This window comes from Bacillus sp. LNXM65 (assembly GCF_002998575.1).
Classification (GTDB): Bacteria; Bacillota; Bacilli; order Bacillales; family Bacillaceae; genus Bacillus.
On sequence record NZ_PVRB01000001.1, the window covers coordinates 509,149 to 521,982 of the forward strand.

The window sequence follows — 12,834 nt, forward strand, 5'->3', positions numbered from 1 at the left end:
AATTCTTCTATTTATCATAAAGCGAAACGCCCAAAATTGCAAGCAGATTTGTACAGTTCGCTTTGTAAAAATAAAAAGAAGCCTTCCTTCATTAAAAGATACTCATCTCATATTTTTCACTCATCAGCTCAAGCAGCTTAATCCCAGCAATACTATTCCCTTTTTCATCCAGAGCTGGACCGAAGATACCGATCCCGAAATCATATGGTGCCGCCCCCATAATCCCGCCTGAGACACCGCTTTTAGCAGGAATTCCGATGTTAATGGCAAATTCTCCGCTCGCATTGTACATGCCGCACGTCACCATAAAGGTTTTACAAATTCTAGCGACATCTTTCGAAAGAATCTGCTTACCCGTCTCTGGATGTCTGCCGTCTAATGAAAAAACACAAGCAATTTTCGCCAAATCCAAGCTATTCATCATGATGGCACATTGTTTCGTATAGACGTCCATGACTTCTTCTACGTTCCCTCTAATAATATGATATTGCTTCATATAATAGCACATCGCCCGGTTAATCATGGATGTCTCAAATTCGGAGGCAGCTGTTTCTTTGCAGTATGTAATGCTTTTGTCATTTGCCAGCTCTCTAATGAAGCCAAGCAAACGGCTCAGCTGATCTTGCGGAGTCGCTCCTCTGATTAAACTCGTGACTGCGAGCGCCCCTGCATTAATCATTGGATTCAGCGGTTTATTCGGGCTCGCTGTTTCCAGTTTGATCATCGAATTAAACGGGTCACCTGTTGGTTCTTGTCCAACAAATTGAAATACTTTTTTTGGTCCTTCTTCTGAGAGCACGAGCGCAAGTGCTAATACTTTTGAAATGCTTTGAAGAGTAAACCGTTTATCTACATCTCCTGCCGAGTGGCACGTATTACTCACATGATACACAGCCACAGATAAATCCGTCTGATCCGCTTTGCCGAGTGCGGGAATATAGGATGCTACTTGACCATCTTTGGCCACTTTTTTTGCTTCTTCTACAAATCGATGAAGCTCTTCATTGTCGCGACATGCCATGCCTAATATCCTCCCTATCCTTCATGTAAGATTAGTGTGTACAAGGAGACGCATGTTTATGAAAGTGACAAAGCGGGGGAAAACTTCTATAATTTATGTTGGAAAGGGGTTGTCTTGAACATGAGCATCATTCAAATCAAGGGGAACGTACAGTACAAGATCACCATTGATCCAAGTGTATGGATTTTTGATGACCGTAAATTTTTAATGGATTCATTCTTTGAAAAAAGTGCAGAAAGTGAAGAGAATCAGCTAGATCAGGAGCTTGACCAAGAGCGGGTCATAAGAGAAGGTCAAACACTTCCACCCACGTTAAAAACAGAGAAGAAGTACGAAAAGGAAAGACTCGTCACAGGCAGCTTCGGGATGAAACTTGGCGATATGCTAAAAAATGCTGAGCCGCTTGAACATGCGGATACATGCGAATTTGTCACAGAAACAGGTACAATTGCTGTGCCGCTTTCTCAGGCAATGGAGAGCATTGCTCATTTCAGTCAAAATGGTAAGCCAATCACAGAAGAAGGACCAATCCACGTCTATTTCGCGGATCAGTCCAACCTCACTCAGCCGATAAAAGGTGTCAAAGAGCTGATGATTACATAAGTCAGAGGGTCTGGACTATAGCAAATCAGCGGCAAGCTGTGCAAGTCCAGACCTTTCTCCTTTGACAAGCTTGACATGTCCAGAGATTTGCTGTCCTTTGAACCGCTCGATCACATACGTAAGCCCATTATTTAAGCTGTCTAAATAAGGATGATCAATCTGCTCTGGATCTCCCATCAGCACAATTTTACTTCCTTCTCCGACTCGCGTTAATAATGTTTTCACCTCGTGCTTTGTTAAATTCTGTGCCTCATCAATGATAATAAATTGATCAGGTATACTTCTTCCCCGAATATATGTTAATGCTTCGACTTGAATAGATCCAATTCCCGCCAAAATCGCATCAAGTTCACCAGGCTTTTTTGTATTAAATAAAAACTCTAGGTTGTCATAGATCGGCTGCATCCATGGTCTGAGCTTTTCTTCCTTTTCTCCTGGCAAGTAGCCTAAGTCTTTCCCAACAGGCACGATTGAGCGCGCCACGATCAACTTTTTAAACATACCGAGATCCTCTGTCTGCATTAATCCGGCAGCAAGTGCAAGCAATGTTTTACCAGTCCCCGCTTTTCCGATCAGCGTCACGAGCGGAATGTCACGGCGCAAAAGCAGCTCGAGTGCCATCGTCTGCTGGACATTTTTTGGACGGATTCCCCAAATATACTCTTGATCATAAACGAGACGTTTCATATGCTCTGCCTTTTGATCAAGCATTCCTAAAGCAGAACCGCCTTCATTTCCCTTCATGATGACAAATTGATGAGGGTTGAATGGTGCACTTGTGACTTCTTTTATTGGTAATTGATTTTGCTTATAAAATGTATTCAATTGCTCAGTCGGAATGTAGAGCTCATGATAGCCATTATCGATGTCTTCATTTTGCAGGACACGGTCACTTAAGAAGTCTTCTGCTTGAAGCCCTATAGCATCTGCCTTTACCCGCACTAACACATCCTTGCTGACCAAAATGACAGGCCGGCCATGAGGCTTTGTTTCTTCCTCTAAGCTCAAATTTTTCGCGACTGCCAAAATCCGATTATCGTTCGTTTTTTCAATAAAAATTTCTTGAAGCTCATGGAAGGAGCGGTGATTCAGTTCAATGCGCAGCGTGCCTTTTGATTCTAGTGTAATTTTTTCATGCAGTTTCCCTTTCGATCTTAAACCGTCGATTAAGCGTGAGACACGCCGGGCATTTTGCCCAACCTCGTCCATATATCTCTTTTTCGAGTCTACTTCTTCTAACACAACGGCTGGTATGACGACCTCGTTGTCTTCAAATGAAAAGATTGAATTCGGATCCTGTAATAACACATTTGTGTCTAATACATAAATTTTACTCAGGTCCTTCGCCTCCTGATCGGGGTTTCATTCATCCTTGTCTTTCCCAAAACGATTGTTAAAATATATGTTTTCATGAATAAAGTTAGAAGGTTAATTCAACAATAAAATAAATCATGCAGTTTGTGAAGGAGGGAATATAGATGCGACTATTTATGACATTATTCATGATTCAAGCCATCATTCTGTTGGGCGCTTGCCAGCAGCAGGAAAAGCCAGAAGCACTGGACAAGCAAGATGGACGCCAGCACGTAGTACGGGTGTCAGACTCAACAAAGAAAAAGACCAATCAAGCCCGGTCATCCACAGATGTTGCGCAGCATCTTGTCAAAGTGACAGAGAACGTAGCAGATGTCAATGATGCAACGGCGATCGTCATCGGCCGCTATGCTGTTGTTGGTATTGATGTAAAAGATGATTTAGATAGAAGCAAAGTAGAAACCATTAAATATTCAGTTGCAAAAGCGCTGAAAAATGACCCAGAAGGTGCGAATGCTGTTGTAGTCGCTGATCCGGATACAGTCAGCCGGTTAAAAGAAATGGGCAAAGAAATACAAGCAGGCCGTCCTGTAAGTGGGATTATGGATGAACTAGCTGCCATTGTCGGCCGCGTGATGCCAGAGATGCCGAGAAATGAAATCGATCGTCACGAAAAAGACCCGACGAATGAGCCAAATGATCAGCTCAAACAAAACGATCAAAAGCAGTTAGACAAACATCAAAATGATCAATCAAACCATCATATGAATCAGAAGAAATAAAGAGAACGGCTTATATCTCCTGTGATATAAGCCTTTTTCTACGCTGATTTCAAGTGCTTGGAAAACATGCTATAATAAATGCAATAAGTGAGGTGAAAATGATGAGAGTGAAGTGCTCATTATGTGAGAAGCTTGAAACAATTGATGATGATACACTCGTTGCTAAGCGGTTAAGAAATCGACCGATTCATACATATATGTGCGATGACTGTCAGGAACGCATTAAAGTAAAGACAGAAGCACGCATCAAAACTGGCAGATTCTCTCTTTATCAAGATCCTGCGACGAAAGAGAAAAAGAAGAAAAAAGGAAAAAAAGAACAAAAGACATAAAAAAGACCTGACACATGTTCAGGTCTTTTTTTTACGTATTCACTGTTCCTTCTTTTTTTGCACGATGCAGCCGTATTTTATAAATAATCAAAATGGCAGCTGCCACGACTAGGCCTTCCGCTACTGGCAGAAAGATTCCTAGAAATGTGAGAAACGTGCAGCCAAAAATCAAAAACAAGTAAATCACGAGTGCTTTTAAAATCGGTAAACGTCTAGCAAAGCCGAGCTTAAAAACAATAATCGCTAAAACAAGGATGGTACCATATAGGAGCCACATCCCTGTTTGCGGATTTTCATCGACACGAAACAGCATCGCGAAAAAGGATAGATTTTCACTTACTTCCTGATCATTCAAAAAGATTCCCTCCCCTTATCTTTCAGGGTTCTATCTTTTTAATTCTTCATGGAATTACGATAATCCTGCTAGCTTTTTCTTCTTCGCTGCTTTCTCACGTTCGTTTTTATCTAAAATTTTCTTTCTTAAACGAATCGATTCAGGTGTAACCTCACAGTATTCGTCTTCATTCAAGTACTCAAGAGATTCCTCAAGTGACATAATACGTGGTTTCTTCATGCTCACCGTTTGATCTTTCGTCGCTGAACGTACGTTTGTTTGTTGTTTCATACGGCTCACGTTGACAACAAGATCGTTCTCACGGTTATGCTCACCAACAATCATTCCTTGGTATACTTCAGTACCCGGCTCAACGAAGATCACACCGCGCTCTTCAACGCCTTGGATTCCGTAAGCAGTCGCTTTACCTGTTTCCATTGAAACAAGTACACCTTGACGGCGTCCGCCAACTTGGCCAGACTGCATTGGCTGGTAGCTGTCAAACGTATGGTTTAAAATACCAAAACCACGAGTTAATGAAAGAAATTCAGTTGTATATCCGATTAAACCACGTGATGGCACTGTAAAGATCAGGCGAACTTGACCGTTACCATTATTGATCATGTCAATCATTTCACCTTTTCTTGCGCCCATTGATTCCATGATAGAGCCAGTGTGCTCTTCTGGTACATCAATTTGAACGCGTTCAACAGGCTCACATCGAACACCATCAACTTCTTTTACAATAACTTCTGGCTTCGATACTTGTAATTCAAATCCTTCACGTCTCATATTCTCAATAAGAATGGATAAGTGAAGCTCTCCGCGTCCAGATACAACCCAAGCATCAGGTGAATCAGTTGGATCCACACGAAGACTGACGTCTGTTTGAAGCTGCTGCTCTAAGCGCTCTTCAATTTTACGTGATGTCACGTATTTTCCTTCACGGCCTGCAAATGGGCTGTTGTTTACAACAAACGTCATTTGAAGTGTCGGCTCATCAATACGAAGGATTGGCAGGGCCTCTTGGTGTTCTACCGGACAAACCGTTTCACCTACGTTGATGTCTTCCATTCCCGATACAGCAACAAGATCTCCTGCTTTCGCTTCGTTGATTTCCACTCGTTTTAACCCTTGGAAACCAAAAATCTTTGTCACACGGAATTGTTTCACACTGCCGTCAACTTTCATTAAGGCCACTTGCTGTCCTACTTGCATTGTTCCTCTGAAGACACGGCCGATCCCGATTCTTCCAACATAATCATTGTAATCAAGTAGTGCCACTTGGAATTGAAGCGGCTCTTCATGGTTATCAACTGGGCAAGGGATATGGTTAACAATGGCTTCAAACAAAGATTCCATGTTTTCATCTTGCGTGCTCGCATCGTTACTTGCTGTACCATTGATTGCTGATGCATAGACAACTGGGAATTCAAGCTGTTCTTCTGTTGCATCCAATTCAATGAACAAGTCAATTACTTCATCGACTACTTCAGCCGGACGAGCAAAGTCGCGGTCAATTTTGTTGACAACAACGATTGGTGTTAAGTTTTGCTCAAGTGCTTTTTTCAGCACAAAGCGTGTTTGAGGCATACAGCCTTCATAAGCATCCACAACGAGAAGTACACCATCTACCATTTTCATGATACGCTCAACTTCACCACCGAAATCGGCGTGTCCTGGTGTATCTAAAATATTAATGCGTGTATCTTTATAATGGATCGCAGTATTTTTAGCTAAAATCGTAATACCGCGCTCTCGCTCTAAATCATTTGAATCCATGGCTCTCTCAGCGATATTTTCATTCGCACGGAAAGTACCAGCTTGATGGAGCAATTGGTCAACAAGCGTCGTTTTACCATGGTCAACGTGGGCAATAATTGCGATGTTGCGAAGATCTTTTCGAAGTTTCACATTTTCATCTCCTAAAATAATTAGATAACTTTCATATTATATCACAATCCTCTTTAAATGCCGATCGTTTTTCTGTAAACTTATATTAACTCTAAAAAAAGGGATGGAGACAAATGAAACAAATCAAATGGCTTCTATTATTATGTGCATTACTTGCAGTTGTCAGTATGGCGTTTATTGGGGTATCTCTTGCAGAAAAAAACGTGCTGGGTATTTGTCTAAGTATTATGTTCGCCATGATTTTCATGGGTACAGGATTTACATTAAAAAGAAAATTAAACGTGCAATCATAAAATTCCTCAAAAGCCTTTTACATTCTACATGTAGAAGGCTTTTTATTTTGAGTAAAAATAAGACCAACCACCTATGAAAGCTCGAGTGTAGAGACGAAACATATCATATATAATTGGCAAAAGTAAGCAATCTGAACCTCTTCATTTTTCGACAATAACGTTTATAGTTCTCCAAAACCAAACATAAAGTTACAATTTTCCTATTCTTCCACAAAGTTTCTCATGGTATGCTGTTCTTGCAACAAAATTTAACAGAAAAGGGAGAGAAAAGAAGCATGAAGAAGTTTTTGAGTAAATCGCTCAGCTCTGTTGTATTTTTCGCTTTAGCTATCATCCTTACTTTCACAACAGTAGCTCCTGGGCAAGCAAGTGCTGCAACTTTCAAAGGGATTCCTTTTGAACAGCAGCAAATCATTAAAGAATTATTGGAGAAAAACGAGCGCGTCATCAACATTCTCATCAATTCATTTGTTGAAGAAGACAACAGCTACACATTTGATGTGAAAAAAGCTGTTGAGCTCGGACTAACTGAAGAAGAAGCGGCGACTGCTGAGAAATTCTTAGATCGCGCAGCTGTTCTTACAATCGTTTTCAGTGAAAGCATCACTAAAAACGAAAAAGGGAAATTGATCTTTGATTCAGCAAAAGCTGTTGAACTTGGTCTTACGAAAGAAGAAGCAGCTAAATTCGAAAAACTTTTCAAATCAGTGATCAGACTTGCTGATCTTGCTGGTGATGCACTTGTTCTAGACAAAAAAGGAAACGTTGTAATTGATTCAAAAATTGCAAAAGGCCTTGGATTCAGCTCTACTGAATTACTTGTTTTCAACCAAATGCTGAAGAAAATTCCTCAAGAGCAATTAAAAACGTTCTATGATGCAGTTCAAATGGCAAAAGAAAAATTAAGCTAAGCACAAACCCCCCATCTGGTTCGCCCAGATGGGGGGTTTTTATTTCAGCCAATAAAGAATGATCACTTGACTTTTTCATATCGACAACTAGTCATTTGTTACCAAAAAGTTTCATCAAACACAAAAAATCACTTCATTCTCATGAAGTGATTTGGTTTATTTTTTATTTCCTCTGCCTTTTATGTAATCGTGTAAAATCTTTTCACAAACGGATCGATTTCCGGCGACGATACTGTTTTTCTCTAGAAAAGTTAGGCGTTCTCCATGTATATTTGAGTAGACAGCCCCTACTTCATCTAGAATCACACACCCTGCTGCATAATCCCACGGCGCAAGCCTTAACGTAACGTATGCGTCACTTCTGCCGCTTGCGATATAAGCGAGCTCAAGGGCAGCTGATCCAATCGTTCTCGTCCCTCTCACATCACGCACGAGACGGGCAAACGGTTTAGCATCAAAATAAGGGCTTTCGATCGCCCAGGTCGGGTTAATGCCGACAATGGCTTTTTCAATCGCTACATCTTTTAATGGCGGAAGCAGGGTATCATTCATATAGGCCCCTTCCCCTTTGACCGCATGGTAAAGCTCGTCATGAATGACGTCATAAATGAGACCGATTTTCCCTATGCCATTTTCAAATATCCCGATTGAAATGGCAAAGTTGCGTTTTTGATGGACAAAGTTCATTGTGCCATCGATTGGATCAATGATCCACACGATCCCATCCAGTGAGGTCACCTCTTCCCCTTGTCCCTCTTCTCCTAAAATGTGATGATCTGAAAATGTCGATTGTATCTTTTCAATGAAAAAACGTTCTGTTTCTTTATCGATATTAGTGACAAGATCATTTGGATTTGATTTTGTTTCAATTGATAGACCTTCCTGCATGGACGCTTTAATACGGCTTCCTGCTTCTTTTACCCAAAGCTTTGCAAGACGGTCAATTTCCACCCAGTTTGTCATCAGACTGTAAACCTCTTTTCTATGTAATACCTATTTGTATTAGCATACTGATATTATGTACGTAAAAGCAAGAAAAAAGCAGCTTCATACAAAAACGAACCGATGAATTGGTTCGTTTTTACCTCACCTTGTTTTACCCTTTAAGCTGCTCCCATTCTTTTCTTAGGCGCTCAAGCTTTCGTTTGCTGCGTTCGATTTGGATGTCATCTTTTTGCTCGATGGCTTCATGAAGCGTAGAAAGCTCATAATCCACCTCTAATCTCCACACAGCGATGCGATTCTTCTTCTCCTGTCTATACCCCTGCTTCACGATTTGCTTCATTTGGTCAACGCCCCTTCCAGAGAATGATTCATTCCTTGTCAGTTTTCATTGATAAAAAATTCAATCGATAAGAGAATTGGTTCTTGCTTATATCGTATGAAGCGATCGCATAACCGCAACGACATTCTAAAAATTGTGTCTTTACCTATTTATTATGTACCACAAAATCGTTGTTTTTAAACGCTGTCCTACTTCCTCTACAATCTTTGATCTGACAGTGCATCTTTTTTTGAGCTTGACCCAAGCTATGATAAAATATGATCAGCTAAAGAATACAGGAGGCATAATATGAGTGAAATGCGTTTTAGAGATGAAGATTTTGAGACATTTACAGTTGACGGTTTAGATGAACGAATGACCGTATTAAAAGAAAGAGTCCGTCCAAAGCTCGAGGCACTTGGTGAACACTTTGCACCACTTCTTTCTTCTATTACAGGAGACGAAATGTTTGTACATGTCGCAAAGCATGCTAGAAGATCAGTCAATCCGCCAAATGATACGTGGGTTGCTTTTGCAAACAGCAAGCGTGGGTATAAAAAACTCCCTCATTTTCAAATTGGGCTTTGGAAAACACATGTCTTTGTATGGTTTGCGCTCATTTATGAATCTCCTGTGAAAGGCGAGTATGGTCAGCTGTTCGAAAAAGAACTAGATACCATTCAGAAGAAAATACCACAAGATTTTGTTTGGTCTAAAGATCATATGAAACCAGATGTCATGCGTCACAGCGAGCTTGATGCAGAACAGCTGAAAACGCTGTTTGAACGTGTCCAAACGGTGAAAAAAGCTGAACTCCTTTGCGGCATTCAGCTGCCTAGAGAAGAAGTCGTTCAAATGAATAATGAAGAATACTTATCAAAAATCGAAGATGCCTTCCGCACGTTGACTTATCTATACCGCTTTACACAAAAAGAATCTGTATAAAAAAAACGAGCCCATGCAGGCTCGTTTCTGATTGTTGACAAAAGGCTAAAATGATCTTCATTTTAGCCTTTTGTCTTCTTTTCAGCGTGATAGAAAACCTTTGCAGTCTAGGAAGGACGAGTACCGGAGCGGAGCGAATTTGACATTCGGGAGCACCGGCACGCAGGACTGACACCGAATGCGAGGGTTTGTCTACACGCTGAAACGAGCCCATGCAGGCTCGTTTTTTCTTACATACGTATAACGGCTGTCTCTTCTGCCTCTCTTGCAGATTTCACTGTACGATAAGGAGAATACCCGCTTTCCTTTTCAAACGCTGCACAATGCGTCTTTTCCTCTGCTTTTGATGGCACAACCTCTTTAAATCGTTTATAAGTATCTAATAACTCCTGCTTCGCAATTCCTTTTTCATAGGCTTTTTCAACAGCTTGAAAAAACGAAATAACGGCAATCTTTTCCTCTGTCGTCCAGTCGACATCCATTGGATATTGATATTCCATTTACTTGTCCCTCACTTTAACACTCATTTCTTATTTGAACTTTTATTATAGCATCTGTTCGATCAGAAACCGATTGATTTTATGCTTTACATTCCGATCAGTTCATAATATAATTCTTTTGTTTTATGCAATGAAATCTGCCATTATTGGCACAATAATAGCAGGTATTTCGATGAAGGTGGGAAAGCAATTGTCACAACATGATACACCCTTATACACTGGACTAAAAAAGCATGCTGCAACCAATCCAGTCCAATTTCACATTCCAGGCCATAAAAAAGGAGCCGGGATGGACCCTGAATTCAGAGCATTCATTGGCGACAATGCATTAAGCATTGATCTCATTAATATAGAACCTCTCGATGATTTACATTCACCTCGAGGGATGATAAAAGAAGCACAGGAGCTCGCTGCTGAAGCATTCGGTGCTGACCATACATTTTTCTCTATTCAAGGAACAAGCGGCGCCATCATGACAATGGTGATGACCGTATGCGGACCTGGAGATAAAATCATCATTCCGCGCAATGTCCATAAATCGATTATGTCCGCCATTGTATTTTCTGGCGCAGTTCCTGTTTTTATTCACCCAGAAATAGACAAAGAACTTGGCATCTCTCACGGCATTACACCAGAATCAGCGAAAAAGGCGCTCACGGAGCACCCAGATGCAAAAGGTCTGCTTGTGATTAATCCGACGTATTTTGGGGTTTCAGCAGACTTAAAATCGATTGTAGACATTGCCCATTCATTTCATGTGCCTGTCCTTGTCGATGAAGCACACGGCGTGCATATTCATTTTCACGATGAGCTTCCACTATCTGCGATGCAGGCAGGTGCCGACATGGCAGCAACGAGTGTCCATAAACTCGGCGGTTCCCTTACCCAGAGCTCTATTTTAAATATGAAGGAAGGGCTTGTCTCAAAAGATCGCGTACAATCGATTTTGAGCATGCTGACGACAACGTCTACTTCTTATTTGCTCTTGGCGTCACTTGATGTCGCTCGAAAGCGATTAGCCACTGAAGGAAAGGCACTTGCAGATGAAGCCATCCGTTTGGCTGAATCAGCGAGAAACCGTTTGAACCAAATTGATGGCATTACGTGTATTGGCAAGGAAATACTCGGTTCAGCTTCTACGTACGATTATGACCCAACGAAATTAATTATCTCAATTAAAGACCTTGGGCTAAATGGCCATGATGTCGAAAAATGGCTGAGAGAAAGCTACCGGATTGAAGTGGAGCTCTCTGACCTTTACAACATTTTATGTATTGTGACCCCTGGTGATTCTGATGAAACAATCGATACGCTTATAACGGCTATGAAGGAAATTGCCGCAACCTCTACAAGTGAGAGCGGCACACAAGCGGTCACAGAAGTCCTGCTGCCTGAGATTCCATCGCTTGCCATGACGCCCCGTGACGCCTTTTACGCCACAACAGAAGTGGTTCCGTTTAAAGAAGCAGCGGGCCGCATCATCGCAGAGTTTGTTATGGTGTACCCGCCAGGCATTCCTATTTTTATACCAGGAGAAATTATCACAGAAGAAAATATCTCATATATCTTTAAAAACATTGAAATTGGTCTCCCTGTCCAAGGACCAGAAGATTCAACGCTTGAAATGATCCGCGTGATTAAAGAACAAAAACCAATTTTATAAAAAAGAAACATGCAGCCCCAAATGGAGCTGCATGCTTTTTTATTTATTCAGAGGCTTCATCACAGCAATGACAGTGACCACACGTTCCGTATAGCGTTGTCACTTTTTCATTTTCAAATTGATCAATGGTTTCATTGCAATCTTGACAAATAATTGTACCCACGTACATTCCCCTTTTCTTCATTCATAATTTGAAAGCGTTTAATCTATTTCATATCTCTATAATATGATGTCACATTTAAGTTGTCAACGGTTAATTGTATGACACATTTAAATATTTTTTATGAATATGTGCTTTTTTCTCATCATATTGAGGGAACGTTTCAATTGTATTTTGCTTCATATCAATTCTGTAACAATTGAGTAACAATCGAAAATTGTCAAAAAGGACATGATACACTAGAGTGACTAACAGGTAACCAGCTCCTAAAAATGTTGGGACAACCCCAAAGGATTTTGAGGTGAATAGATTGAATTTTATGAGGTCACTTCTCATTATATTCCCCATGCTCTTTGTACTTAGTTCATGCTCATTTGCGTATATCATACCGAATCAGACCGACCAAGTCAGTCATATTCAGAAACCAAGAATTCTCTTTTTTACAGATGCAGAAAATCTTGATAAAGAAAGTCCTTATTATGATGCAGTCCTCGATTTAAAGAATGAATATCCGAAGGAAATGTCAAAGATGATTGTGAAAGAAGATCGTAAAGGCTGGAAAAATGAAGTAGACGAATTGCCGGCTATTTTACTTGTAAATAATGAAAAAGTCATTGTGAAGATTGAAGGAAATGTCAGCAGCAAAGAGGATATTTTATCGCCCTTATGCCACGCTTTAGACCGCGTGAATACAAATTAATGGCCTACCCTTGCACTTATATATCCATATGAAAAAGCCCCTCATCTCATGAGGGGTTTTTCATATGGGAGCGCTCAAAAAAACCCTCTCCATCAAGA

At 40.8% G+C, this 12,834-nt stretch carries 16 protein-coding genes; 8 read left to right on the top strand and 8 right to left on the bottom strand.

The window, feature by feature from the left end:
* Positions 1–91: 91 nt before the first annotated feature.
* Positions 92–1,021 (bottom strand): glutaminase A, encoded by a 930-nt coding sequence (glsA, locus tag C6Y03_RS02505; RefSeq protein ID WP_106038779.1) that lies wholly within the window; start codon positions 1,019–1,021, stop codon positions 92–94.
* A gap of 120 nt (positions 1,022–1,141) precedes the next feature.
* Here glsA and C6Y03_RS02510 point away from each other — a divergent pair, with 120 nt between their 5' ends.
* Positions 1,142–1,624 carry a hypothetical protein gene (locus C6Y03_RS02510; protein WP_034662633.1) on the top strand — a complete coding sequence of 161 codons (483 nt, stop codon included), beginning with the start codon at positions 1,142–1,144 and terminating at the stop codon, positions 1,622–1,624.
* 15 nt (positions 1,625–1,639) lie between these two features.
* On the opposite strand, the gene C6Y03_RS02515 is transcribed toward C6Y03_RS02510, so the two are convergent.
* Positions 1,640–2,962 carry a PhoH family protein gene (locus tag C6Y03_RS02515; protein ID WP_060596173.1) on the bottom strand — a complete coding sequence of 441 codons (1,323 nt, stop codon included), beginning with the start codon at positions 2,960–2,962 and terminating at the stop codon, positions 1,640–1,642.
* Positions 2,963–3,102: 140 nt separating this feature from the next.
* On the opposite strand from C6Y03_RS02515, the gene C6Y03_RS02520 reads away from it, so the two are divergent.
* Complete coding sequence (locus tag C6Y03_RS02520; protein WP_034662638.1) at positions 3,103–3,720, top strand: YhcN/YlaJ family sporulation lipoprotein; 618 nt, start codon at positions 3,103–3,105, stop codon at positions 3,718–3,720.
* A 101-nt stretch (positions 3,721–3,821) separates the two neighbouring features.
* Positions 3,822–4,052 carry a YlaI family protein gene (locus C6Y03_RS02525; protein ID WP_012009835.1) on the top strand — a complete coding sequence of 77 codons (231 nt, stop codon included), beginning with the start codon at positions 3,822–3,824 and terminating at the stop codon, positions 4,050–4,052.
* Between the two features lie 31 nt (positions 4,053–4,083).
* On the opposite strand, the gene C6Y03_RS02530 is transcribed toward C6Y03_RS02525, so the two are convergent.
* Together C6Y03_RS02530 and typA are read right to left on the bottom strand one after the other, a co-directional pair.
* Positions 4,084–4,365, bottom strand: a complete 282-nt coding sequence (locus C6Y03_RS02530; RefSeq protein WP_044334035.1) for a YlaH-like family protein — start codon at positions 4,363–4,365, stop codon at positions 4,084–4,086.
* A 96-nt stretch (positions 4,366–4,461) separates the two neighbouring features.
* Positions 4,462–6,300: a translational GTPase TypA gene (typA, locus tag C6Y03_RS02535; RefSeq protein WP_106036759.1), complete on the bottom strand. Its 1,839-nt coding sequence runs from the start codon at positions 6,298–6,300 to the stop codon at positions 4,462–4,464.
* A 113-nt stretch (positions 6,301–6,413) separates the two neighbouring features.
* Between typA and C6Y03_RS02540 the strand changes: the two genes are divergently transcribed.
* Both C6Y03_RS02540 and C6Y03_RS02545 read left to right on the top strand, forming a co-directional pair.
* On the top strand, positions 6,414–6,593 hold the full coding sequence (locus C6Y03_RS02540; RefSeq protein ID WP_034662648.1) for a DUF5325 family protein: 180 nt from the start codon (positions 6,414–6,416) through the stop codon (positions 6,591–6,593).
* 275 nt (positions 6,594–6,868) lie between these two features.
* Positions 6,869–7,504 (top strand): hypothetical protein, encoded by a 636-nt coding sequence (locus C6Y03_RS02545; protein WP_066030952.1) that lies wholly within the window; start codon positions 6,869–6,871, stop codon positions 7,502–7,504.
* Between the two features lie 156 nt (positions 7,505–7,660).
* On the opposite strand, the gene C6Y03_RS02550 is transcribed toward C6Y03_RS02545, so the two are convergent.
* Entirely contained in the window at positions 7,661–8,467 is an 807-nt protein-coding gene (locus C6Y03_RS02550) for an inositol monophosphatase family protein (protein ID WP_060596168.1), read from the bottom strand.
* A 133-nt stretch (positions 8,468–8,600) separates the two neighbouring features.
* Entirely contained in the window at positions 8,601–8,789 is a 189-nt protein-coding gene (locus tag C6Y03_RS02555) for a hypothetical protein (protein ID WP_003211901.1), read from the bottom strand.
* 288 nt (positions 8,790–9,077) lie between these two features.
* Here C6Y03_RS02555 and C6Y03_RS02560 point away from each other — a divergent pair, with 288 nt between their 5' ends.
* Positions 9,078–9,713, top strand: coding sequence for a DUF1054 domain-containing protein (locus C6Y03_RS02560; RefSeq protein WP_060596167.1), 636 nt, complete (start codon positions 9,078–9,080; stop codon positions 9,711–9,713).
* A gap of 230 nt (positions 9,714–9,943) precedes the next feature.
* On the opposite strand, the gene C6Y03_RS02565 is transcribed toward C6Y03_RS02560, so the two are convergent.
* The gene (locus C6Y03_RS02565) at positions 9,944–10,213 is read right to left on the bottom strand and encodes a UPF0223 family protein (RefSeq protein ID WP_060596166.1); all 270 of its coding nucleotides are present in this window, start codon (positions 10,211–10,213) and stop codon (positions 9,944–9,946) included.
* 190 nt (positions 10,214–10,403) lie between these two features.
* Between C6Y03_RS02565 and C6Y03_RS02570 the strand changes: the two genes are divergently transcribed.
* A complete protein-coding gene (locus C6Y03_RS02570) occupies positions 10,404–11,876 on the top strand; it encodes an aminotransferase class I/II-fold pyridoxal phosphate-dependent enzyme (protein WP_106036756.1) in 1,473 nt (490 codons plus the stop codon).
* A 43-nt stretch (positions 11,877–11,919) separates the two neighbouring features.
* On the opposite strand, the gene C6Y03_RS02575 is transcribed toward C6Y03_RS02570, so the two are convergent.
* Entirely contained in the window at positions 11,920–12,039 is a 120-nt protein-coding gene (locus C6Y03_RS02575) for a GapA-binding peptide SR1P (protein ID WP_003212464.1), read from the bottom strand.
* A 316-nt stretch (positions 12,040–12,355) separates the two neighbouring features.
* Between C6Y03_RS02575 and C6Y03_RS02585 the strand changes: the two genes are divergently transcribed.
* Positions 12,356–12,736, top strand: coding sequence for a hypothetical protein (locus tag C6Y03_RS02585; RefSeq protein ID WP_223250460.1), 381 nt, complete (start codon positions 12,356–12,358; stop codon positions 12,734–12,736).
* Positions 12,737–12,834: the final 98 nt, after the last annotated feature.

Bases quoted from the DNA above. Each gene is read 5' to 3' on its own strand.
- glsA (WP_106038779.1), bottom strand. From the start codon at position 1,021: ATGGCATGTCGCGACAATGAAGAGCTTCATCGATTTGTAGAAGAAGCA.
- C6Y03_RS02510 (WP_034662633.1), top strand. From the start codon at position 1,142: ATGAGCATCATTCAAATCAAGGGGAACGTACAGTACAAGATCACCATT.
- C6Y03_RS02520 (WP_034662638.1), top strand. From the start codon at position 3,103: ATGCGACTATTTATGACATTATTCATGATTCAAGCCATCATTCTGTTG.
- C6Y03_RS02525 (WP_012009835.1), top strand. From the start codon at position 3,822: ATGAGAGTGAAGTGCTCATTATGTGAGAAGCTTGAAACAATTGATGAT.
- C6Y03_RS02530 (WP_044334035.1), bottom strand. From the start codon at position 4,365: ATGCTGTTTCGTGTCGATGAAAATCCGCAAACAGGGATGTGGCTCCTA.
- C6Y03_RS02540 (WP_034662648.1), top strand. From the start codon at position 6,414: ATGAAACAAATCAAATGGCTTCTATTATTATGTGCATTACTTGCAGTT.
- C6Y03_RS02545 (WP_066030952.1), top strand. From the start codon at position 6,869: ATGAAGAAGTTTTTGAGTAAATCGCTCAGCTCTGTTGTATTTTTCGCT.
- C6Y03_RS02550 (WP_060596168.1), bottom strand. From the start codon at position 8,467: ATGACAAACTGGGTGGAAATTGACCGTCTTGCAAAGCTTTGGGTAAAA.
- C6Y03_RS02555 (WP_003211901.1), bottom strand. From the start codon at position 8,789: ATGAAGCAAATCGTGAAGCAGGGGTATAGACAGGAGAAGAAGAATCGC.
- C6Y03_RS02560 (WP_060596167.1), top strand. From the start codon at position 9,078: ATGAGTGAAATGCGTTTTAGAGATGAAGATTTTGAGACATTTACAGTT.
- C6Y03_RS02565 (WP_060596166.1), bottom strand. From the start codon at position 10,213: ATGGAATATCAATATCCAATGGATGTCGACTGGACGACAGAGGAAAAG.
- C6Y03_RS02585 (WP_223250460.1), top strand. From the start codon at position 12,356: ATGAGGTCACTTCTCATTATATTCCCCATGCTCTTTGTACTTAGTTCA.